Source organism: Pseudomonas sp. S8 (assembly GCF_050473925.1).
In the GTDB taxonomy this organism is placed as follows: Bacteria; Pseudomonadota; Gammaproteobacteria; order Pseudomonadales; family Pseudomonadaceae; genus Aquipseudomonas; species Aquipseudomonas parakoreensis.
In genome coordinates, this window is the sequence record NZ_JBFDVZ010000016.1 from 3,503,878 (window position 1) to 3,526,222 (window position 22,345).

A 22,345-nucleotide genomic window follows, 5' to 3' on the forward strand; every position below is an offset into this window, starting at 1 on the left:
AGATCAAAAGATCGCAGCCTTCGGCAGCTCCTACACGGGGATTGGTGGTGTTGCTTCAGGCGGGGTAACCGGTGATTTTGCGGATGCTCTGGTACAGCGGCTTGAGCTGGCGATACATGCGCAGGTACACCTCTTTGTATAACCGTTCGTAAACCTGCTGCGCCTCGGGTTGCGGGGTGAATACCGTCCCGACGCGGGTCATTGCCGCTATCGCTGCCGGGTAATCCGCATACAATCCCAACCCCACTGCACAACAGATCGCCGCGCCCAGCCCCGACGCTTCATACACATGCGGGCGCTCCGCCGGCAGACCAAAAATATTCGCCGTCAGCTGCATCGCCGCATCACTCTGCGAACCGCCACCGGCCACCCGCAGACGCTTGACCGACACCTTCGAACGCCTCTCGATGTTCTCCAGCCCCTGGCGCAGCGCATACGCCAGCCCTTCCAGAATCGCCCGGTAAATGTGCGCGCGGGTGTGCACGTCGCCGAAGCCGATCATCGCGCCTTTGGCTTCCACACCCGGCTCACGAATCCCCGGCGACCAGTACGGTTGCAGCATCAGCCCCATTGATCCCGGCGGCACCGCGTTCACCAGCGCATCGAATAGTTGTTCGGGCTCGATGCCCTGCTCTTTGGCCTGCTGCATCTCGCGCAGGCCGAACTCGTTCTTGAACCAGCTGACCATCCAGTATCCGCGATAAATCATCACCTCGCAGTTGTACTGGTCGGGCACCGCCGAGGGGTATGGCGGGATCAACGGGACGATTTCCAGATAGCGCGAACGGGTGCTGGTGATCGTCGCGGTGGTGCCGTAAGAAAGGCACACCGTGCTCGCATCGACCACGCCAGAACCGAGCACTTCGCAGGCCTTGTCAGCACCCGCCGCAATCAGCGGCAAGCCCTCGGGGATCCCGGTGTGACGGCTGGCTTCGGCGCTGATGTAGCCAAGGGTTTCACCGGGTTTATGCAAGGTCGGCAATTGCTCCGGACGCACCGCCAGCGCCTGCCATTTCCAGTCGCTGGGCGCGGCCCATTTCAGGCGTTTGAAGTCGAACGGCAGGTAGCCGACGCAGCAACCCACCGAGTCGACAAAGCGCCCGCACAGACGATGAGTGAGAAACCCAGAGAGCAGCAAAAACTTGTCCGTCGCCGCCCAGACTTCAGGCTGGTGTCTGGCGATCCAGTTGGCCTCGGCCTGAGCGCGAAAATAATCCACGGTGGCCTGCGCGCCGACCAGTTTGAATAGCCAGCCCCATGGCCCCTTGATCCCGCCCTCGACTTCGCTCTGGCGCTGATCGAGCCACAGAATGGCCGGGCGCAGCGGCTTGCCCTGAGCATCGACGTTGATCACCGTGCCGCGCTGAGTGGTCAGCGACACCCCGGCAATCTGCGAGCGATCAATCCCGGTTTGCGCCCACACCTGCTGACAGGCTTCGCCGAGTTTTGCCCAATAATATTCCGGGTCCTGTTCGGCCCAGCCCGGTTGCGTCGAGTAGTACGCCTGCAACTCGACCTTGCCTTTACCGAGCAGATTGCCCTGCAAATCGAAGAGCAATGCGCGCACGCTCTGGGTGCCGTTGTCGATCGCCAGCAGGTAGCGCTTGTTCGAGTGGTTATCCATGGCGCTCTCTTCAAGGGGCCTCAAGGCGTGGCATCCGGCAGGCCGTGGTGACGTTGCCACAACGCCCGGTAACGCTGCAGCTCTTGTTGCCAGTGTGCATCGTCCCAGCCCAGGCGTGGCTGGCAGAGTTGGCGGATGGCGGCGAAATGCGCTTCGCCACCGCGCACCAGCAACAGGCCCAGTCGGGTGCGGCGCAGCAACAGATCATCGAGGTGCAGAACCATTTCCGCCTCACAGGCGAAGGCCAGTTCTGCCCACAAGGTGTCGGTGTTGCCGACCGTTTCGCGGCCCAACTCGGCGATCAGCTGCGCCAGTCGCGGCAGGTCGCGACCGTGGCGTCCGGCCAGCCGTCGCCACTGTTGCGGGCTGAGTCCGGGAATCGTCAGCGGCGGCACCGGTGCGAACACTGGCGCGGCATCATCTTCGAAAGAGCGACCGAGCATATCGGCACAAGCCTTGAGCACTTCGATGGCTTGCGGGCGAAACGTTGTCAGTTTGCCGCCAGCTAACGTGACGCAACCCGGCTCCTGCCACAGCACATGTTCACGGGTTTCATTCGACGGTTTGCCTTGCTGTGCACCCGCCGCGCTGCCCACCACCGGACGTACGCCGGACCAGGTCGACAGCACATCGCTCGCCGTCACTTCGGCCCCCGGAAATTGTTGCGTGCAGGCCGCCAGCAGATAGTCGAGTTCTTCGGTGCTGATGCTCGCGCTTTGATCCAGATCCTCACGATGATCGAGATCCGTAGTGCCAACCACCGTCGCCCCTTCCCACGGAAAAACGAACACTGGCCGACGGTCGCGCGCATGCAGAAAAGTGAAGGCCTGCGCCACCGGCAAACGCCAGCCCGGCAACAGCAGATGGCTGCCGCGCAATGGCCGCAACTGTCGTGGTGCCTCGGGCAAACGCAGGCGCTCAGCCCACGCTCCGGTCGCCACCGCCAACACGCCGCAACGCAATTGCAGCGATCCACCCGCTTCGCAGTCCTCGATCTGCACCCCACACACCCGACCGTTTTCGCGCAGCAAATGTTCGACGCGCACCCCGTTGAGCACTACCGCGCCATCGGCTCGCGCTTCGCTTAACACGCGCATCACCAGCCGTGCGTCATCGGTCAGCGCATCGACAAAACAGGTGCCGCCGAGCAGGTGATTTTCCTTCACCCCCGGCGCGAGAAAACGCAGTTGTTGCGCGTCATGAAAACGATGGCTGCGGCGTCCGGCCAAGGCGTCGTAAACCGACAACAAGCCACCGAGCACACGCGGCCCGGGAAAGCCGCCGCGATAGTGCGGCATCATGAAACTCATCGGTTCCACCAGCCCCGGCGCTTCGTCGAGCAGGCGCTGACGCTCGCGCACCGAATCGCGGGTCAGGCGCCACTGGCCCTTGGCGATGTAACGCAAACCGCCGTGGATCATTTTTGACGATCGGCTGGAGGTGCCCCAGGCGAAATCCCGTTGCTCCAGCAGCAGGCAACGCCAGCCACGCCGTGCCGCTTCGCGCAGAATTCCGGCACCGCTGATGCCGCCGCCGATGACGATCAGATCCCAGGTTTCGTCGGCCAATGTCGGCAAAATTTGCTGGCGCCACGCAGCGTTCCAGTCCGGGTGCATGATCGTCACTCCTGCATCAGCGTGCCGGGGTTGAGGCGCCCGGCCGGATCGAAGTGCCTGCTCAGCGCCTGCAAGGTATCCATCGCCAGCGCGCCTTTTTCGCGCGGCAGGTACGGCGCGTGATCCTTGCCGACCCCGTGCTGGTGGCTGATGGTGCCGTGGTTGTCGACGATGGTCTGGCTGGCCGCGTGCTTGAGCGCCTGCCAGCGCGCCAGCGTCGCCGCATAATCCGCCGCCGGGCGAAACACGTAGGTGGTGTAGATGCTCGAACCTTCGCCGTAGACGTGGGACAGATGGGTGAACACGTGCACCCGCTCGCCCTGCGCTGCCAAGGCATCACGCAAGCTGTTTTCGATCAGGTTGAGCAGGTGGTCGACGTTGCTCCAGTCGGTGGCGGTTTCCAGAGTGTCGACCACGTAACCGGCGTTCCACAGGTTCTCGCGCAGGTAGGGAAAACGAAAGCGATTCTGCGCCCACTTCTTGCCAAGCAACGTACCGGTGAACACACCGCCGAAGGCTTTCAGATGCTGCCGCGCCTGGCTCAGCGACAGCGCGTTTTGCCGACGATTGCCAGTCACGCCGAAGGTCAGCAGGCACTTGCCTTCACTGGCACCGCGCAGGCTCAGGTACTTTTCCAGCCAGGCGATTTGCTGCGGATGCCCGGCCAGCGCCAGTTGGGTTTCGGTCTCCACCGCGTTCGACAGGCGCAGCATCGACAACGGCACTCGCGCCTGCGCCAATTGGCGGATCGCTTGCAGCGCTTTGCTCCAACTGGGCAAAAACACCCCGTAAAAACGCTCATCGGCGGGCAGCGGACTGACCCGCACTTTGACTTCGGAAATGATCCCGAAACGGCCTTCGCATCCGAGCACCACTTCGCGCAGATCAGGCCCCGCCGCCGAGGCTGGGAAGGTCGGAATTTCCAACGGCCCGGCAAAGGTTTCCAGGGTGCCGCCGGCGAACAATTGCTCGATGCGCCCGTAGCGCAACGACTGCTGACCACTGGAGCGACTGGCGACCCAACCGCCCAGCGTCGACAACTCCCACGACTGCGGGAAATGCCCTAGCGTGTAGCCGCGAGCGCGCAGCTGACTTTCCACTTGCGGGCCACTGGCACCGGGGCCGAACGTCGCCAGTTGGCTCTGCTCGTCGAGGTCGATCAGGCGATTCATCCGCGCCAGCGACACGGTCACCACCGGTCGCGTCGAATCCGGCGGGTTGATGTGCCCCGCCACCGAGGTGCCACCGCCATAAGGAATCAGGCACAGGTCCTGCTCATGGGCGAGCGCCAGCAATTGGCGGATCTGCTCCGCAGTTTCGGGAAACGCCACCGCATCCGGATAGTTGCCCAGCGCGCCTTCGCGCAACGCCAGCCAGTCCGGCAGGCTCTGGCCCCGGGCGTGCAGCAGACGGTCGTGGGGGTCGACGCTGTACAAGGCGTGCGCCGCCAGCCGCGAAAGCGGCACCCGTGCCAATGCCGACTCCAGCGTGGCATCGGGCAACACGTGCCCGGCCCCCAGTCGTTCATGGAGAAAACTCACGCCCTGAGCCGGCAGCTCGACCACCGTTGTTGCCTCTCCCCAGCCGTTCCAGCGTCGCATGCGTGTGTCCTTCTTATGCAGTCTGATCAGTGATATGGCAGGCCTCCATACTAGTCAGCGGCCGCAAAGTGTCACGGTCGCATCCGGCCAGTTCGAGTAGCCAATTGAGTCAAACGTCGCGCAAGTGCCAGCCATTTACTTTAGTCGGGGTTTCAAATTACCTTTCAGGCATTCATTCGCTCACGCAGGCCTTGATCAAGGGATTCGGATCATGCAATCGCTCGGCTTCACCTCGGTTCCGCCGCTGCTCAAATACGTGCGCCATGCCGAGCAGCTGGGCATGGCCATCGAGCCGGCGCTGGCGGCAGCCGGATTGCAGGCGCAGCAACTGAGCGACAACAGCCTGCGCCTGCCGGGCGAAACCCATGAGCGCCTGCTCGATTATTTCTGCGAGCACTCGGGCGATCCGCTGTTTGGTCTCAACGCGGCCAATTTCGTCCTGCCCAACTCCTGGAGCGTGCTCGGTTACATCACCATGAACTGTGCGACCCTGGGCGATGCCATGAGCCGGATCATGCCGTTCGAAAAACTGGTGGGCGACATGGGCGTCAGCCGTGCCGAAGTGCAGGACGGCCACGTACACCTGATCTGGACTTGCCGCTACGAGCGTCCGCGGATTCGCCGGCATCTGGTGGAAAACGTTCTTGGCTCTTGGCTGCAATATGCCCGCTGGATTGCCGACACACAGATGTCGCCCGCCGCCGTGTGGCTGGAACATCCGCGCCCACCAGACGCCAGTCAGGCGCAATACGAAGCGTTTTTCGATTGCCCGGTGCTGTTCGAGCAGGCGTATTCGGCGCTGATCGTGCCGCTGGCGTATCTGCAATTACCGCTGCGCCAGGCCGATGCGCAGTTGCTGCGCACCCTGGAAGAACACGCGATGGGCTTGATGGCGACGCTGGAGGATGCGTCGCTGGAACAACGGGTCAAAAGCATCCTGCGCCAGTTGCTCAAGGAAGGTTTGCCGCGCAAGGAACAGGTGGCCGAGCAGCTCGCGGTGTCGGTGCGCACGTTGCAGCGCCAGTTGCATCAGGCGGGGACGTCGTATCAGCAGATTCTCGACGATTTGCGCCAAGAGCTGGCGGAGCATTATTTGCTCAACAGTACGTTGCCGATTCAGGACATTGCGCAGTATCTGGGGTTTACCGAGCCGCGGTCGTTTCATCGTACGTTCAAGAGCCGGCGCGGGATGCCTCCGGGGGAGTTTCGGCAGATGCATCGGGGGTAATTGTTCTGGCCTCATCGCTGGCAAGCCAGCTCCCACAGGTTTCTTGGTGAAGCACAAATTTTGTGTACGACGCGATCAATGTGGGAGCTGGCTTGCCAGCGATGGCGTCAGTGGCCACCTTAATGGTTTGGCAGCGCTTTTTTTGTATGGCTCGACTCAGACACTGATCGCGTTGGTGAACACCAACCGATTACCAAACGGATCAGCAATGGTCATGTCCTGACTGCCCCACGGCATCGCCTGAATCTGTAGGTGCGAGAACTTGTAATCCTTGGCCTGCAACTGCTGCTGAAACGCCTCCAGCTCGTCGGTCTCGATGCGCAACGCCGAGCCCGGCGTCGCGTCGCCGTGATGCTCGGACAGGTGCAGCACGCATTCGCCACGGGACACCTGCAGATACAGCGGGAAATTCGCTTCGAAACGGTGCTGCCAGTCGATCTTGAAGCCGAGGAAGTCGACGTAGAACTCCAACGCCTTGGCTTCATCGAAGATCCGCAGGATCGGGGTGGTTTTGCCGAAGCTCATGGGGTGCTCCCTGACTGGTTGGCCCAAGAGTTTAGCTGGGCTGGATGTCAGCAATTCGGCTTGGTTTCGACATTCTTTAATCTCAGAGTGCCACTATGAGACGCAGATCAAAAGATCGCAGCCTTCGGCAGCGCCTACCGGGGCTTGGCAATCAATGAAACCCTTCGCGCAAATCCCCCTGCCGCGCCAGAAACCGCCCTTCCCGGCGACCATTCGCCTGCCCGTCGCGATAGCTCAACGCGCCATTGACCCACACCCCCTCAATCCCCTGCGCCGCCCGTTGCGGATCAGTGAAATCCGCCACATCGCGCACCGTCTCAGGATCGAACAAGACCAGATCCGCCCAATAGCCCTCGCGAATCTCGCCGCGCCCTTTCAAGCCAAACCGCGCCGCCGACAGACCGGTCATCTTGTGCACGGCGGTGTGCAGCGGAAACAACCCGAGATCGCGACTGAAATGGCCGAGCACTCGTGGGAAAGCGCCCCACAAGCGTGGGTGCGGGAACGGGTCTTCCGGCAGGCCGTCAGAGCCGACCATCGACAGTGGATGCGCGAGGATTTTTCGTACATCCGCCTCGTCCATGCCGTAGTACACCGCGCCCGCCGGTTGCAGGCGTTTGGCGGCTTCGAACAGTGGCACGTTCCATTCGGCAGCGATGTCGATCAGGTCGCGGCCGCTGACTTCAGGATGCGGCGTCGACCAGGTGATGGTGATGCGGTGAGCATCGGTGACCTGCTTCAGATCCAGCGTCGAAGAGCTCGCCGCGTAGGGATAGCAATCGCAGCCCACATGCTGGGTTTTCGCCGCGGCCTCCAGCGCCGCGAGCAACTGCGGACTGCGCCCCCAATTACCGACACCGGCGCATTTGAGGTGGGAAATGATCACCGGGGATCGCGAGTGACGGCCGATGCTGAACGCTTCGTCCATCGCCTCCAGCACCGGCTCGAATTCACTGCGCAGATGGGTGGTGTACACCGCGCCGAACGCGGTCAGTTCTTCGGTCAGTTGCTTCACTTCATCGGTGGAAGCGTTGAAGGCGCTGGCGTAGGCTAGGCCTGTGGATAAACCGAGCGCGCCAGACTCAAGGCTTTCACGCAATTGCTCGCGCATCGCGGCGATTTCGTCAGGCGTGGCGGTGCGCAACAGGTCGTCGAGGTGATTGCTGCGCAGCGCGGTGTGACCGACCAGCGCGGCGACGTTCAGCGTGGTGTTCGCTGCTTCGACGGCGGCGCGGTAATCGCTGAAACGTGGATAGACGAATGCGGCGGCTGTGCCGAGGAGGTTCATCGGGTCCGGCGGATTGCCTTTGAGACTGACCGGCGAGGCGCTGATCCCGCAGTTGCCGACGATCACCGTGGTCACGCCCTGGCTGAGTTTGGGCAGCATCTGCGGCTGGCGGATGACCACGGTGTCGTCGTGGGTGTGCACGTCGATAAAACCCGGGGCGAGCACGCGGCCGGCGGCGTCGATTTCTTCTGTGGCGCGGGCATCGTGCAAGTCGCCGATGCGTTCGATACGGCCGTTGAGAATCGCCACATCGGCGCGGTAGCCGGGCGTGTTGCTGCCATCGATGACGGTGGCGTTGCGGATCAGCGTGTCGTACTGCATGTCAGTCTCCCAGCGGCAGGTGATCGTCGCCGCCACGGTATTCGTCGAGGGCGAGTTTGATCCGCCGCAGACGCTCTTGATTGTCTTCAGGATTGGCCAGCGCCAGCTCGGTCGCAAGCACATCGATGGCGAGCAACATGCCGTAGCGCGCCGCCGTCGGTTTGTAGATGAACGAAGTTTCCGCGCCTTGCAGCGGCAGAACGATGTCGGCCAGTTCGGCCAGCGGCGAGTCGGCGCGGGTGATGGCCAGAATGCGTGCGCCATAGTTGCGCGCCAGCTCGACAGTTTCCAAAAGCTCCGGGGTGATGCCGGTCAGCGAGCAGACGATCAGCACGTGCTCGGCATTGAGGCTGGCGGCGGTGACGCGCATCATCACCGCGTCGTGGCACACCGCAATCGGGTAGCCGAGGCGCACCAGGCGTACCTGCAATTCATCGCTGCACAGGGTCGAGCAACCGCCCATGCCGAACGCATGAATCATCTGCGCCTGGCCGAGCATTTTCACCGCGTCGGCGAAGCGTGATTCGTCGAATCCAGCCAGATGCTGGCGCAGCGTGGTTTCGATATCGCCGACAATCTGCCCGTAGAACGCCGACTGTTCAGGGGTACCCGCCGGGTCGAGAAAACGGCTGCCAACGCCGCTGGCCTGAGCCAGTTGCAGGCGCAGATCACGCAGGTCGCGGCAGCCCACCGTACGGGCAAAACGCGACAGCGTGGCGGTGCTGACTTCGGCCCGTTGCGCGAGGTCTTCGAGGCTGGCGCTCGCGGCAAAACCGACGTCGTCCAGCATCAGCCGGGCGATGCGGCCTTCGCCGGCGCTGAAGGAGTCCTGACGAGCGCGGATCTGATAAAGGATGTCCATGGCGGCGGGCTCCGGTTACAGCAGGTAAGAAAGGCCGACGGTCAAAGCGAAAGCGACCAGCGAGATCAGGGTCTCAAGCACGGTCCAGGTCTTGAACGTCTGCGCGACCGTCATGTTGAAGTATTCCTTGATCAACCAGAAGCCGCCGTCGTTGACGTGGGAAAAGATCACCGAGCCGGCGCCGGTCGCCAGCACCAGCAATTCCGGGTGTGGATAACCCAGACCGATGGCGACCGGCGCAACCACGCCGGATGCGGTGGTCATCGCCACGGTCGCCGAACCGGTGGCCACCCGCATCAACGCGGCGAACAGCCAGCCCATGATCAGCGGCGACAGGTGAAATTCGTGGGCCAGCCCGACAATCTGATCGGTGACCCCAGCGTCCACCAGAATCCGGTTCAGACCACCGCCGGCGCCGACCAGCAAGGTGATACTGGCGGTCGGTGCCAGGCACTCGTTGGTGAATTTGAGGATCGATTCACGGTTGAAACCCTGAGCGATGCCCAACGTCCAGAAACTCAGCAAGGTCGCCAGCAACAGTGCGATCACTGAGTTGCCGATGAACAACAGGAACTGGTTGAAACCGCTGCCCGGCGTGGAGATCAGGTTGGCCCAGCCACCGATCAGCATCAGCACCACCGGCAACAGAATGGTCGCCATGGTGATGCCGAAACCCGGCAGCCTGTCGCGCGGCTCGCGGTCGAGAAATTGTTTTTCCAGCGGGTTATCCGCCGGCAGTTGAATGCGCGGCACGATGAATTTGGCGTACAGCGGCCCAGCGATGATTGCGGTGGGAATACCGATGGCAATCGCATACAGCAAGGTCTGCCCGACCGAGGCCTGATAAGCCTGCACCGCGAGCATCGCCGCCGGGTGCGGCGGCACCAGCGCATGCACCACCGACAGACCGGCAACCATCGGCAAGCCGACCATCAGAATCGACACGCCCACCCGCCGCGCCACAGTGAAGGCGATGGGTACCAGCAACACAAAACCGACTTCGAAGAACAGCGGCAGCCCCACCAGAAACGCGATGCAAACCATCGCCCAGTGCGCGTTCTTCTCGCCGAACTTCTCAATCAGGGTGCGGGCCATCTGCTCCGCACCGCCGGACTCGGCCATCATCTTGCCGAGCATCGTCCCCAGCGCCACCACCAGCGCAATATGCCCCAGCGTCTTGCCCACCCCGGCCTCATACGCCCCCACCACGCCCGACGGCGGCATTCCCGCTACGAGCGCCAGACCGATGGAAATCAGCGTGATGACAATGAACGGATTGAGCCGGTAACGGGCGATCAGCACGATCAAGGCAATGATGGCTACGGCGGCATAAATCAGTAGCCAATAGCCGAAGGAAGGCGTCATGCGGTACTCCTCGAAAGGGTCACGTTCGAATGGGTTGTGAAACTCATAAATCATTTCGAGATCGAGTTTTCAAACACCATGAAAGTAATTTTCGTGGAGAGGTAAGGCGTGTCGCTTTTGGATATGTCTTGTCGCGATTAATGAAAATCGCGGGGCGGGATTTACATGGTTCCCAGGCAAACACAAAAACTTGTGGGAGCTGGCTTGCCAGCGATGGCGGCTGCACATTCAACATATTTGCTGACGGGTGAACCGCTATCGCTGGCAAGCCAGCTCCCACAGGTTCGGTGGTGTCTGGATGGCTGGAGTACGATTCACACCATCTCGTTACGAATCCACTCCACCACCGACGTACGCTTTGGCGCCCAGCCCAGCCGTTCACGAGCGTGTTTGCCGCGTACGCGGCTGTTGGAGCCGAGCCCGTAGTTGGCCATTTCGTAGCCCCATTCGGCTTCGGCGTCTTGCAGTGGCCAGTCTTGTGGCTGGCCCAGATTCAACGCCTGCGCCATGGCAGTGGTCATGTCGATGAACGAGGCTTCACCGCTTTCGACGAAGTAGAAGGTGCCGGGCACATTCCGGGTCAGCGCCAGCCGGTACAGGGCGACGACGTCTTCGATGTGTACGTTGGACCAGATGTTCTGGCCAGTGCCGACATGCCGCACCACGCCACTTTTACGTGCTTGTTTGAGCAGACGCGGCAACTGCACGCTGTCGCGATTGACGCCCAGGCTGTGGCCGTAGATCAGGGTGTTGCAGATCACTGCCGAGTTCACGCCGTCCTGTGCGGCGGCGAGGATCAGGTTGTCGATCGCCACGCGCGCCGCCTTGTCGACGGTGGGCTCCGGCAGGTTGTCTTCGTAGTAGATGACGTCGCTGGATTTGCCGCCCGAGGCATCGCCGACGATGCTCGAACCACTGGTGTGCAGGAACACTTTGTGCGAACCGCGCAGGGCATCGAGCAAGGCTTCGACCGCGCCGCGATGGTCACTGCTGGCGGCATTGATCACCGCATCGGCGGCGCGGGCCTGATCGGCCAGCAATGTACTGTCTTCGAGGGTGCCGATCACCGGGGTGATGCCCAAAGCTTTCAGCTCATCGGCCTGCTCGGCGCTGCGCACCAGGCCGGTGACAGAGTGCCCGGCCTGGACCAGACCGGTGGCGATGGAGCCGCCGATAAAACCGGCGGCACCGGTGATGAATACGTTCATGGAGAAACTCCCTGCGTGAATAAGTGATGCAACGAGTATCGACCGCCAGTCCCAGTGGAAACACCCGCGATCACCCAAATCACTGTTGCGCAGGGGTCACGAATCAGCCCTTGAAATCAGCACTGGCGTACGCCGCGAGTTTGCTCTGGATGAAATCGAGGAAGCACTGGATGCGCAGCGCCAGTTGCGAGTTCCGGTAATACACCGCGTTGATCGGCTGGCGATAACCGCTGTTGAACTCCGCCAGCAACACCTTGAGGCGTCCGGCGCGAATGTCGTCGACGGTCATGAAGTGCGACAGGCAGGCTATGCCCTGCCCCTCCAGCGCGAGATGGCGCACGGTCTCACCGCTGGAGGCGCTGATGGCCGGAGTGATCGGCCAACGGTCACCGTGCACGTAACGCAGCGGCCACTGATTGAGGCCTTCGTTGTGGGTGAAACCGAGCAGGGCGTGGTCACTCAAGTCGGCGACCTGCTGCGGCGCGCCGTGCTGCTCCAGATACGCCGGACTGGCGACGATCAGCAGCGGGCTGCAACCCAGCGAACGCGCATGCAACGTCGAGTCGGCAAGGGTGCCGATGCGGATCGCGACGTCGGTGCTTTGTTCCAGCAGGTCAATGATCAGGTCATTGCTGTTGAGTTCGAGCTGAATGTCCGGGTACAGGCCACGGAATTCGTCGATGTACGGCACGATGGCGTGCAGCATGAACGGCGACGCAGCGTTGATCCGCAGACGCCCGGACGGGGTTTGCTGGCGTGAAGACAGACGCTCTTCGAGCGCATCCATCTGATCGAGAATCAGCTTGGCCTGTTCGAAGAAATACTTGCCCTCCTCGGTCAGGTCCATACGCCGCGTGGTGCGGTTGATCAGCGTGGTGTCGAGCTTGGCTTCCAGCCGCGACAGTGTGCGGCTGACCGCCGACGGCGTCTGCCCGACCTGTTCGGCGGCGGCGGAAATCGAACCGCACTCGATCACGCAGACGAAAATCTGCAACTCATCGGATCTGGCTTTCACGGGTGTCCTCTTTGAAATCGCCAAGATCGCAGCCTTCGGCAGCTCCTACAGTGAACTGCATTCCCCTGTAGGAGCTGCCGCAGGCTGCGATCTTTTGCTCTTACCGCCGATAGTAGCCCGAAACCATTCAAGCCTTGAGACCAAACACCTGTTTCAGATGCTGCTCATACCGCGCCACATCATTCTCGATGTTCGGCCGCTTCATCACATCGACACAGAGGAACGTCGGCAATCCGGTCATGCCCAAAAACTCGTTGGCCTTGTGGAACGGGAAATACACCGCGTCGACACCTTTGGCTTCGAAGAAATCGCTCGGGTCGTCGAAAGCTTGCTGCGGTGCATTCCAGGTCAGCGACAGCATGTATTGCTTGCCTTGAATCAGGCCGCCGCTGCCGTACTTCTGCGACGCATCGGAACGGGTCCGACCATCGCTGGCATAGAGGCTGCCGTGGCCTTCGGTGAAGACTTCGTCGATGTACTTTTTCACGGTCCACGGCGCGCCCATCCACCAGCCCGGCATCTGATAAATGATCACATCGGCCCAGAGGAATTTGGCCACTTCTTCAGCGACGTCGTAACCCTCATCGATGAACGTAGTTTTGACATCCAGGCCACCACGATCCAGCACGCTCAGTGCAGTTTCGTGCAGGGTCGCGTTGTAACGACCGTCGGAATGGGCGAATTTCTTGCCGCCATTGAGCAACAACACTTTTTTCATCAGAACGCCTCGCGCAGCCATTGGGCTGGGGAAAGATGGGAAAACGAATGGCGGCAGGTTAACCATCCATCTCGCGCGGAATAAGCCGCGTCGGCGCAAAATACATTTGACCAAAATGCACGAATGGAACGCAGATTGTTGCAATAGCATTGGCAGCCATCTGCATTTGAGGAGTTGATCTGATGAGTGAACGCCACGGTTTCATCCTGCACGCCAAGACCCGCCCGGAGAAAGCCGAGGCCTTCGAAGCGCTGTTTCGCGCCTATGTCGAACCGAGCCGCGCCGAACCGGGCTGCATTGAGTACCACATGCTGCGCGACCAGGAAGACCCGACGCTGTTCATCTTCTACGAGATCTGGGAAAGCCAGGCGCACCTGGACGTGCACTCGAACCTGCCGCACATGCGCGAGTTTTTCGACAACCGCATGACGTACCTGGAGCGTGATTTCGATATCCGGCGGATCGACATGCTGAGCGCCTCGTCGGCTAGCCGCTGATCAGCAAATGGGCGCCGAGTGCGCCCAGTCCGATAAAGAACACGCGCCTGAACAGCACGGCGCTGATGCGCTGCCGCAGCCATTGGCCGAACCCCATGCCCAGCATCGCCGGGATCAGCACCAGCAGCGACGCACTCAATTCGCCACTGCCCAGTGCGCCGCGCCAGAACAGGCCGCCGGCCAGCGCCAGGGTCGAAACGGTGAACGACAGGCCCAGCGCCTGCACCAGTTCATCACGCTGCAAACCCAGCGCCTGCAGGTACGGCACCGCCGGTATCACGAACACGCCGGTTGCCGAAGTGATGACTCCGGTGATCAGCCCGCACAGCGGGCCGAGCCACGGCTCATGCCGGGGATTGACCTGCAGGGTCGGCAGCAGCAACCCGCTCAACGCATACAGCAGCAACGCCGCGCCCAAGCCGCGCACCACCCAATGCCCGCCCGCCATGCCGATCGACAACGTGCCGACGGCGGTCCCGAGGAAGATCATCAGCAGCAGCGGCCACAGGCGTTTGATCAGTCCTTTCAGATGCCCGCCAAAGGCCAGTTGCCAAACGTTGGTCAGCGTCGCCGGAATGATCAGCAACGCGGCTGCCTGTGCTGGGGCCATAGCCAGACCCAGCAGCCCCATTGCGACAGTGGGCAAGCCGAGACCGATTACCCCTTTGACCAGACCGGCCATGATAAAGGTGGCGATGACCAGCAGCGATAGGCCAAGGCCGAGGTTTTGATAGAAGTCTGCGAGTGCGTTCATGGCGCTACTGTGCGCTTTGGCGGGGGCACTGAAAATCTGCCATATACTGAGGCTGCCTCTTTCGATACAAGAGGCTGAAGACTTGATTGATATTTCTGGCCTCATCGCTGGCAAGCCAGCTCCCACAGGTTTCAGTGGGATCACAGGATTTGTGCAAAACACAAAATCCTGTGGGAGCTGGCTTGCCAGCGATAGGGTCCGCCCAGAAACCACGAAGAACAGAGGCTGCCCCCATGCACTTCGACCTCACCGACCTGCGCCTCTACCTGCACATCCTCGACAGCGGCAACATCACCGCCGGCGCCACCCGCAGTCATCTGTCGCTGGCCGCCGCCAGTGCGCGTATCCGGGCCATGGAGGCTTCGCTCGGCACCGAGTTCCTGCAGCGCGGGCGCCGTGGCGTGAGCCCGACACCGGCCGGCAAGGCGCTGGCGCAACATGCGCGTGTCCTCCTGCAACAGTCTGAACGCATGCAGCAGGATCTGGCCGATTACGCCCAAGGCGTCAAAGGCCAGGTACGGCTGCTGTGCAACACCACCGCGATCACTGAATACCTGCCGGAAGTGCTGGCGGACTTTTTGTGCGAGCATCCCAACCTCGATATCGATCTGCAGGAATTGCCCAGCGCGCGCATCACTCATGCCTTGCGCCAAGGCGCGGCGGACCTCGGGATTGTGTCCGACGCCGTCGATACCACCGACCTGCAGACCCTGCCATTTCGTGCCGATCCACTGGTGCTGATCCTCCCCCTCGACCACCCATTGTCTGACGCTGCGCCAGTCCGTTTCAGCGACGCCCTGCAGCATGACTTTGTCGGACTGCGCGCTGACAGCGCGCTGGCGGTGTATCTGGAAGAACAAGCGCTGCACAGCGGCTCGCGGATGCAGATCCGCATCCGCGCCGACGGATTCGACGGGGTGCTACGCATGGTCGCCCGAGGTGCCGGGCTGGCAGTTGTGCCGCTGGCCGCTGTCGAGCGAACCGCGTTGCGGTCATTCAAATGGGTTGCGCTCAATGAAACGTGGGCACGCCGCACGCTCATGTTGTGCGCCAGAGACTTTACCGCGCTGCCGAATTACGCCCGCGCGTTGTTACACGCGCTCACTGATCCGCGCGTTTCTGAGCAGTTCGATGTCGAGCACAGACAACTGAACGGCGAGCAGGCGCTATAGGGTTCGACTTCAAATCCCTCTGCCCGGAGTTCCCATGACCGCGACCGCCCCCATCACCGTTCTGCGCGACACCCACCCGCTGCCGGTACTCGATGCCTGCAAATGGGAAAAACTCGAAGGTGACCCGCACACCGTCAACCTCAACGCCTACACCAGCGAAGACGGCAGCAAGATCATGGGCACCTGGATCTGCACCCCGGGCAAGTGGCGGGTCGACTACGTGAAGTGGGAGTACTGCCACTTCCAGGAAGGCTATTGCATCATCACCCCGGACGGCATGGCGCCGATTCACCTGCGTGCCGGCGACATCTTCGTGGTTGAGCCGGGGATGAAAGGCACCTGGGAAGTGGTCGAGACCGTACGCAAATATTTCGTTTTCGCCTGATGCAAAAAAGCCGGGAAACCACCCGACGTGATTTCCCGGCAACACCTACTGCATTCTGGCTGACGCCATGGTTGTGGCGCCTGTGAGATTTGTGGCGAGGGGATTTATCCCCGATGGGCGCAAAGCGCCCCCCCCCGCATTGTGTCAGTTGAAACGCCGGCTCAGTGGTTGCGACTGCTACACAGTCGATCGGGGATAAATCCCCTCACCACAAAGACTCCGTTGCCACAAAAAGTATTGATGTCCAAGTTACTGCGGCTTGCGATAGCTGTTGATAATCGCCGAGAAGTCCTTGCCGCCCTCCCCGCGCTGGCTCATCGCCTGATACAACTGCTGCGCCACCGCGCCGAGCACCACCGGTTGATGCGCCTGACGCGCCGCCTCGGTGGCCAGCCCCAGATCCTTGAGCATCAGCTCGGCACCGAAACCACCGGTGTAACCGCGCGAGGCCGGCGCCGTTTCGACGATGCCCGGCCACGGGTTGTACATTTCCGAACTCCAGCAACGCCCGGTGGAGCTGTTGATGATCCCGGCCAGCACCGAGGTGTCGATCCCCAGTGCATCGCCCAGCGCCATGGCTTCACTGACGCCAACCATCGAGATCGCCAGCAGCAGGTTGTTGCAGATCTTGGCGATTTGCCCGGTGCCGACTTCGCCGCAATGCACGATGTTGCGGCCCATCTGCGCCAGCACCGGTTGCAGGGTGGCGAACAGTTCCGGGGTGGCGCCGACCATGAAAGTCAGCGTGCCGGCGGTCGCGCCGCCAGTACCGCCGGAGACCGGTGCATCGGCCATCGCCACGCCTTGTTTGGCGGCAGCGGCGGCCACATCGCGGGCGGTCTGCGGATCGATGGTGCTGCAATCCACCGCCGGCACCCCTTTGCCGATACCGGCCAGCACGCCGTCCTCACCGAGCCAGACGCTACGCACATGCACCGCCGCCGGGAGCATGGTGATCACCAGCTCGGCGTCTTGCGCCGCTTCACGGGCCGAGGCGCGGATGGTGCCGCCCAGTTGCTCCAGTTCCGCCAGCACGGTTTTGTTCATGTCCACCAGGTTCAGCGAATGGCCGGCCTTGATCAGGTTGCGCGCCATCGGCGCGCCCATGTTGCCCAGACCGATAAATGCGATTTTCATGACCAGTCCTCAGCGCAGGTTGATGGTGGTGTTCACGCCGTCGTTGACGCTGTCGTCATCGAACCAGCGCGCCGTGACCGTTTTGGTCTGGGTGTAGAACTGCACCACTTGCTTGCCGTACGGGCCTAGGTCGCCGAGTTTCGAGCCACGGGAACCGGTGAAGCTGAAGAACGGCACCGGCACTGGAATCGGGATGTTGATGCCGACCTGGCCGACGTCGATTTCCGTCTGGAATTTGCGCGCCGCCGCACCGCTCTGGGTGAACAGGCCCGTGCCGTTGCCGAACGGGTTGGCGTTGACCAGTGCGATGGCCTGATCGAGGGTGTCGACTTCCAGCACCACCAGCACCGGGCCGAAGATTTCCTGGGTATAGATCTGCATGTCGGTGGTCACGCCCGAGAACAGGGTCGGGCCGACGAAGTTGCCTTGCTCGTAGCCCGGCACCTTGATGTCGCGACCATCGAGTTCAAGCTTGGCGCCTTCCTTGATGCCGCTCTCGATCAGCTCGAGAATCCGCGCCTTGGCTTTCTTCGAGATCACCGGGCCGACATCGGTGCCCGGCTCGCTGCCGGCGTTGACCTTGAGTTTCAGCGCCAGTGCTTTCAGGTCCGGCAGCCATTGTTTCGCGGCACCGACCAGCACCACCACCGAGGTAGCCATGCAACGCTGCCCGGCGGCACCGAAACCGGCGCCGACCAGCGCATTCAGCGCTTGCTCGCGATTGGCGTCCGGCAGCACCACGGCGTGGTTCTTCGCGCCCATCATCGATTGCACGCGTTTGCCGTGCTTGCCGGCCAGGTCGTAAACGTGAGTACCGACCGCCGTCGAACCAACGAACGATACGGCTTTGATGTCCTTGTGGGTGCACAGACCATCGACGACGTCCTTGCCACCGTGCACGACGTTGAGCACGCCTGCCGGAACGCCCGCCTCGATCGCCAGCTCCACCAGCAGCATGGTCGACAGCGGATCCTGTTCCGAAGGCTTGAGCACAAAGGTGTTGCCGCAGGCAATGGCCATCGGGAACATCCACAGCGGAATCATCGCCGGGAAGTTGAACGGGGTGATGCCGGCGCACACGCCGATTGGCTGGCGCAGGGTGTAGGTATCGACGCCGCCGGCCACGTTTTCGGCGAACTCGCCCATTTGCAGGGTGCCGATGGAACAGGCGTGTTCGACCACTTCCAGGCCACGGAAAATATCGCCCTCGGCGTCGGCAATGGTCTTGCCCTGCTCGGCGCTCAGCACTACGGCGATGCGTTTGGAGTGCTCGCGGATCAGTGCCTGCAGCTTGAGCATGATGCGCATGCGCGCGCCGATCGGGGTCAGTTTCCAGGTCTGGAAGGCGCGGTGTGCGGCACGGATGGCGGCATCGACTTCAGCAGCGGTGGCGAACGGTACTTTGGCCAGCACTTGCTGGGTCGCCGGGTTGACAATGTCGTGCCACTCAGTGGTCTGCGATTCAACCCACTCGCCGTCGATCAACAGCTTGACCTTCTGGACCGTGGTTTCGTTGGGCGTAAGCGATGCGTTCATGCTGGTCTCCGAAACTTGTTTTTATCGTAGGAGCCAAGGCGAAAGGGTTCGCCTTGAGATGAGGCGTGTGTCACGAATTGGTTGTCGGACTGTTTTTGGAGTATAGATGTGCAAACTTCTAATAAGAACGCACATATAAGCCCGTCCATCATGCAAAAAAACATCACCTCCCTGGGGTCGCTGAACTGGGACGACCTGAAGTTTTTCCTCGAAGTCGCCCGCACCCGCAAGGCCAGCACCGCGGCCAAACGCCTGGCCGTCGACTACACCACCGTGTCGCGGCGCATCAGTTCGCTGGAAGCGGCATTGGGTACGTTGCTGTTCGAAAAATCGCGCACCAGCGGTTTCGTCCTGACCACTGAAGGCCAGCGTTTGCTGGGCTATGCCGAGTCGATTGAAAGCACCTTGCATATGGCCTGCGAGCAGGTCTCCGGCTCCGGTGTGGCACTGTCGGGCCATGTGCGCATGGGCTGCACCGAAGGTTTCGGCAGCTTTTTCATCACCCCACAGCTGAGCCATTTCGTCGACGCTTACCCGGCAATCTCGGTAGACATCCTGCCGCTGCCGCACTTCATCAGCCTGTCCAAACGCGAAGCCGATATCGTCATCGCACTGGAGCGCCCGGAACACGGCCCGTACGTGTGCTGCAAACTCTGCGACTACCGCTTGCAGCTGTACGCGACCCAGGACTACCTCGACCAACACCCACCGATCCGCCGCCCGGCCGATTTGGGCAAGCATCAATTCATCAGTTATGTGGATGACCTGGCGTTCAGCTCGGAGCTGCTGTACTTGGCGAACGTGCTGCCCGGCGCCAGCGCGAACCTGCGCAGCACTAGCGTGATCGCGCAGTTCGTCGCAGCGCAGCAAGGGCGTTCACTGGCGATTCTGCCGTGCTTCCTCGCGGCCCAGGATCCGCGCCTGCTGCCGGTGCTGCCCGAGGAAATCGACATCACCCGACAGTTCTGGATGTACTGCCGGGAGGATCTCAGGAAATTGAAGCGGATCACCCTATTGTGGGATTACATCCGCGAGGTGACCGAGCGTAATCAGGGTCTGCTGATGGGGCAGACCCGCGAGATGCGGTTTGCCGATTAATCGGCGCTGACCACAATCGACACCCGACGATTCTCGGTACGTCCGGCGGCAGTACTGTTGGACGCCACCGGCTCGCTGCTGCCCAGGCCGCGCAACTGGATGTTCTCTTCCTTCATGCCGACGGTGGTCAGCACTTTGGCCACACTCTTGGCCCGGCGTAACGACAATTGCTGGTTATAGGTCTCTTTGCCCGAGGCGTCGGTATGACCGTCGACCCGTACGCGCTCAATGCCGACTCCCACCAGCGCCTTGCCAATGCGTTCGACGATTTCGGTGCTTTTCGCGTTCAAGCTTTCGATATCGCTGCCAAACAGCACTTTGCCTGACAGGCCAAACTCCCAGCCTTCGTCGGTTGCCTCGAAGCCTTGTTGTTTGAGGACGGCGATCTGCGCCGGGGTCAGGCCTTTTTGCGGTGCGGTCTGGCAGCCGGTCAGCGCCAGTACGGCGATCATCAGCAAGGCGGAAAACAATCGAGCGGGAAATGTGAACACGGGAATCAGCTCCTGGTTTGCAGATTGACAACCGGGCTCTCCGACCCGGCAGTGAATTGAGCACCACGTGACAGGCGTTTGGCCTGATACATCGCGGCGTCGGCGGCGTTGAGCAAGGCACCTGGCGTGGCGCCATGATCGGGGAAAACCGCAATGCCGATACTGAGCGACGTCACCACACTGGTGTCGCCCGGCAGCGCGATGGGCATGTCCATGCTGTCGAGAATCTTGTCAGCAATGCGCTCGGCATCTTCGACCTTGTGCAGCGGCGCAAGCAGCACGGCAAACTCATCGCCGCCGAGCCGCGCCACCAGATCCTCTTCACGCAGCTGCGCGCGGATCCGATTGGCGACTGCCACCAGCACGGCATCGCCGGCGGCGTGGCCGAAGTTGTCGTTGATGCCTTTGAAACGGTCACTGTCGAGAAACAACACCGCTACCCGCTCGTTGAGTTTGCCGGCATTACGCAGGGCACGAATCAATCGGCCCTCGAAAAACGCCCGGTTCGGCAAGCCGGTGAGGCTGTCGTGGCTGGCCTGGTGGGCGAGGGTCTCGTTCTCGCTCTGCAGGTGGGTTTGCCAGGATTCGAGTTCGTCGAGCAAAGCATTGAAGTCGTTGCCCAGATTATCCAGTTCGGCAATCTGCGCCGGCGGTACCCGTCGATCCAGCGCGCGCTCGCTGCGCGCGGCGTGGGCCACCGCGGCGAGGCTACGCAGTGGTCCGGTAATACCGCGTAATTGTCGACGCGCGAGATAGAGCGCGACCCAGGCACTGATGGCGGTACACAGGATGATCCCTGCCAGACCACTCAGCAAAAAGCGCATGAGACTGCCGCCATGACCGACCAGCAGAATGTGACCGATTTCGCGTTCCTGATGCACAATCGGCAGCCTGACCGGCTTTTCCAGAACGGTACGCGTGATCTGCATTTCCAATTCGGTGAACAAGCCGTTCTCCGGCCGCTGCCAACGCGCCAGCACCTGACCTTGCGCATCGAACACCTGCGCGTCCGCCACCTCTTCGGTGGACGCAATCAAGGCCAGCGCCTCAGTCGCGGCGGCCTTGTCGTTGAACACTACCGCCGCTTCCACGGTGTAGCTGATCGAGCGCGCAATGAGCTGCAAGTTGTGATCGGCGTACACCCGCAGCGCGAGAACGCCCAGCAGGGTCAGCGATACGCTGGCCATCGTCACGGCTACGAGCGCCACAATCAAATGGCCACGGCCAATGACCGATCCCAGCGTCGGGCGGCTTCCAGAACGGAACAGTTTCATGGCGCCGCCGGTTTGCGACGCGACAATTGCAGTACGCTCGGGTGGATGCGTACACCGCTGCGCGCGACAGAGTCGAGGTTGACCTCGAAGGACACCTGTTCATCGCCGACGCGCAAGCAGAACAGGCTGCCGACCGTGCACTGATCGCCCCCTTCGCTGATGCTCAACACCGGGTGACCGATCAATGAAGCAAACAGCCGACTGCGCTCATCCGCCGTGAGTTTGCCGATATACACCGCATCGCATTCGCTGACGATCGCCGGGTTGTCGGCCAGCAGTCGGCGTACGACGACCGGCCGACCAGTGGCCTGCGTGGTGCCTTTGACCAGGTCGTCGGTGTATTCAGTGGGGCCGACGATGCACAGGCGCAATTGCGCAGGTTCAACCGGCCAGCGTGCATAGCTGAGAATGCCGAGCACGACCTGCGTCACCGCTTGGGCGCGTTGCTCGGCCATGCCCGCCGACGTTTGTGGCTGCGCGATGGCAGCGCCCGCCAGCAAACAGAGCAGACCGACAAGCAATGCGTGCTTGCAGCGAACCACGCGCTCTGTCGCCCAGACAGCCACCTTCATGCAGGGATTCTCTTGGATCGTACCGAAATGATGCCGCAACGATAGCACAGCGAAGTAA

At 61.8% G+C, this 22,345-nt stretch carries 21 protein-coding genes; 5 read left to right on the top strand and 16 right to left on the bottom strand.

Going from position 1 to position 22,345, the window contains the following annotated elements:
• Positions 1 to 55 precede the first annotated feature (55 nt).
• From AB1J88_RS17025 to AB1J88_RS17035, 3 genes are read right to left on the bottom strand one after another with little or no spacing between them, the layout of a single operon-like run.
• Positions 56 to 1,624 (bottom strand): FGGY-family carbohydrate kinase, encoded by a 1,569-nt coding sequence (locus AB1J88_RS17025; RefSeq protein WP_430291531.1) that lies wholly within the window; start codon positions 1,622 to 1,624, stop codon positions 56 to 58.
• Between the two features lie 20 nt (positions 1,625 to 1,644).
• On the bottom strand, positions 1,645 to 3,240 hold the full coding sequence (locus tag AB1J88_RS17030) for a glycerol-3-phosphate dehydrogenase/oxidase (RefSeq protein ID WP_430291532.1): 1,596 nt from the start codon (positions 3,238 to 3,240) through the stop codon (positions 1,645 to 1,647).
• 5 nt (positions 3,241 to 3,245) lie between these two features.
• The gene (locus AB1J88_RS17035; RefSeq protein WP_336837844.1) at positions 3,246 to 4,841 is read right to left on the bottom strand and encodes an FAD-binding oxidoreductase; all 1,596 of its coding nucleotides are present in this window, start codon (positions 4,839 to 4,841) and stop codon (positions 3,246 to 3,248) included.
• 211 nt (positions 4,842 to 5,052) lie between these two features.
• Here AB1J88_RS17035 and AB1J88_RS17040 point away from each other — a divergent pair, with 211 nt between their 5' ends.
• Complete coding sequence (locus AB1J88_RS17040) at positions 5,053 to 6,069, top strand: AraC family transcriptional regulator (RefSeq protein ID WP_285373952.1); 1,017 nt, start codon at positions 5,053 to 5,055, stop codon at positions 6,067 to 6,069.
• A 156-nt stretch (positions 6,070 to 6,225) separates the two neighbouring features.
• Here the strand turns inward: AB1J88_RS17040 and AB1J88_RS17045 are convergent, their stop codons facing one another.
• From AB1J88_RS17045 to AB1J88_RS17075, 7 genes are all read right to left on the bottom strand, one after another.
• Entirely contained in the window at positions 6,226 to 6,594 is a 369-nt protein-coding gene (locus tag AB1J88_RS17045) for a glyoxalase superfamily protein (RefSeq protein ID WP_430291533.1), read from the bottom strand.
• A 151-nt stretch (positions 6,595 to 6,745) separates the two neighbouring features.
• A complete protein-coding gene (locus tag AB1J88_RS17050) occupies positions 6,746 to 8,203 on the bottom strand; it encodes an N-acyl-D-amino-acid deacylase family protein (RefSeq protein ID WP_430291534.1) in 1,458 nt (485 codons plus the stop codon).
• A 1-nt stretch (position 8,204) separates the two neighbouring features.
• Positions 8,205 to 9,065: a MurR/RpiR family transcriptional regulator gene (locus AB1J88_RS17055; protein WP_430291535.1), complete on the bottom strand. Its 861-nt coding sequence runs from the start codon at positions 9,063 to 9,065 to the stop codon at positions 8,205 to 8,207.
• Positions 9,066 to 9,080: 15 nt separating this feature from the next.
• Complete coding sequence (locus AB1J88_RS17060; protein ID WP_430291537.1) at positions 9,081 to 10,430, bottom strand: GntP family permease; 1,350 nt, start codon at positions 10,428 to 10,430, stop codon at positions 9,081 to 9,083.
• A gap of 314 nt (positions 10,431 to 10,744) precedes the next feature.
• On the bottom strand, positions 10,745 to 11,638 hold the full coding sequence (locus AB1J88_RS17065) for an NAD-dependent epimerase/dehydratase family protein (protein WP_041066665.1): 894 nt from the start codon (positions 11,636 to 11,638) through the stop codon (positions 10,745 to 10,747).
• A gap of 103 nt (positions 11,639 to 11,741) precedes the next feature.
• Positions 11,742 to 12,653 (bottom strand): LysR substrate-binding domain-containing protein, encoded by a 912-nt coding sequence (locus tag AB1J88_RS17070; RefSeq protein WP_430291538.1) that lies wholly within the window; start codon positions 12,651 to 12,653, stop codon positions 11,742 to 11,744.
• A 127-nt stretch (positions 12,654 to 12,780) separates the two neighbouring features.
• Positions 12,781 to 13,371: an NAD(P)H-dependent oxidoreductase gene (locus AB1J88_RS17075; protein WP_166496110.1), complete on the bottom strand. Its 591-nt coding sequence runs from the start codon at positions 13,369 to 13,371 to the stop codon at positions 12,781 to 12,783.
• Between the two features lie 182 nt (positions 13,372 to 13,553).
• On the opposite strand from AB1J88_RS17075, the gene AB1J88_RS17080 reads away from it, so the two are divergent.
• Positions 13,554 to 13,868 carry a putative quinol monooxygenase gene (locus tag AB1J88_RS17080; protein WP_047291115.1) on the top strand — a complete coding sequence of 105 codons (315 nt, stop codon included), beginning with the start codon at positions 13,554 to 13,556 and terminating at the stop codon, positions 13,866 to 13,868.
• Here the strand turns inward: AB1J88_RS17080 and AB1J88_RS17085 are convergent.
• Positions 13,858 to 14,622 carry a sulfite exporter TauE/SafE family protein gene (locus tag AB1J88_RS17085; protein ID WP_430291539.1) on the bottom strand — a complete coding sequence of 255 codons (765 nt, stop codon included), beginning with the start codon at positions 14,620 to 14,622 and terminating at the stop codon, positions 13,858 to 13,860. The genes AB1J88_RS17080 and AB1J88_RS17085 overlap by 11 nt on opposite strands.
• A gap of 233 nt (positions 14,623 to 14,855) precedes the next feature.
• Between AB1J88_RS17085 and AB1J88_RS17090 the strand changes: the two genes are divergently transcribed.
• Both AB1J88_RS17090 and AB1J88_RS17095 read left to right on the top strand, forming a co-directional pair.
• Positions 14,856 to 15,794, top strand: coding sequence for a LysR substrate-binding domain-containing protein (locus AB1J88_RS17090; protein ID WP_430291540.1), 939 nt, complete (start codon positions 14,856 to 14,858; stop codon positions 15,792 to 15,794).
• Between the two features lie 34 nt (positions 15,795 to 15,828).
• Positions 15,829 to 16,179 carry a cupin domain-containing protein gene (locus AB1J88_RS17095; RefSeq protein ID WP_003221437.1) on the top strand — a complete coding sequence of 117 codons (351 nt, stop codon included), beginning with the start codon at positions 15,829 to 15,831 and terminating at the stop codon, positions 16,177 to 16,179.
• 249 nt (positions 16,180 to 16,428) lie between these two features.
• On the opposite strand, the gene mmsB is transcribed toward AB1J88_RS17095, so the two are convergent.
• Both mmsB and AB1J88_RS17105 read right to left on the bottom strand, forming a co-directional pair.
• Positions 16,429 to 17,316 (bottom strand): 3-hydroxyisobutyrate dehydrogenase, encoded by an 888-nt coding sequence (gene mmsB, locus AB1J88_RS17100; protein WP_430291541.1) that lies wholly within the window; start codon positions 17,314 to 17,316, stop codon positions 16,429 to 16,431.
• A gap of 9 nt (positions 17,317 to 17,325) precedes the next feature.
• Complete coding sequence (locus tag AB1J88_RS17105) at positions 17,326 to 18,852, bottom strand: CoA-acylating methylmalonate-semialdehyde dehydrogenase (RefSeq protein ID WP_430291542.1); 1,527 nt, start codon at positions 18,850 to 18,852, stop codon at positions 17,326 to 17,328.
• A 150-nt stretch (positions 18,853 to 19,002) separates the two neighbouring features.
• Here AB1J88_RS17105 and AB1J88_RS17110 point away from each other — a divergent pair, with 150 nt between their 5' ends.
• Positions 19,003 to 19,950, top strand: coding sequence for a LysR family transcriptional regulator (locus AB1J88_RS17110; protein ID WP_007962101.1), 948 nt, complete (start codon positions 19,003 to 19,005; stop codon positions 19,948 to 19,950).
• Here the strand turns inward: AB1J88_RS17110 and AB1J88_RS17115 are convergent.
• Genes AB1J88_RS17115 through AB1J88_RS17125 form a run of 3 tightly spaced genes read right to left on the bottom strand, consistent with a single transcriptional unit; the run spans position 19,947 to position 22,287 of the window.
• On the bottom strand, positions 19,947 to 20,402 hold the full coding sequence (locus AB1J88_RS17115) for an OmpA family protein (RefSeq protein WP_222019448.1): 456 nt from the start codon (positions 20,400 to 20,402) through the stop codon (positions 19,947 to 19,949). The two genes, AB1J88_RS17110 and AB1J88_RS17115, sit on opposite strands and share 4 nt — an antisense overlap.
• A 44-nt stretch (positions 20,403 to 20,446) precedes the next feature.
• Positions 20,447 to 21,715 (bottom strand): diguanylate cyclase domain-containing protein, encoded by a 1,269-nt coding sequence (locus tag AB1J88_RS17120; RefSeq protein WP_095667609.1) that lies wholly within the window; start codon positions 21,713 to 21,715, stop codon positions 20,447 to 20,449.
• On the bottom strand, positions 21,712 to 22,287 hold the full coding sequence (locus AB1J88_RS17125; protein ID WP_041066640.1) for a YfiR family protein: 576 nt from the start codon (positions 22,285 to 22,287) through the stop codon (positions 21,712 to 21,714). The genes AB1J88_RS17120 and AB1J88_RS17125 overlap by 4 nt, the downstream gene beginning before the upstream one ends.
• Positions 22,288 to 22,345: the final 58 nt, after the last annotated feature.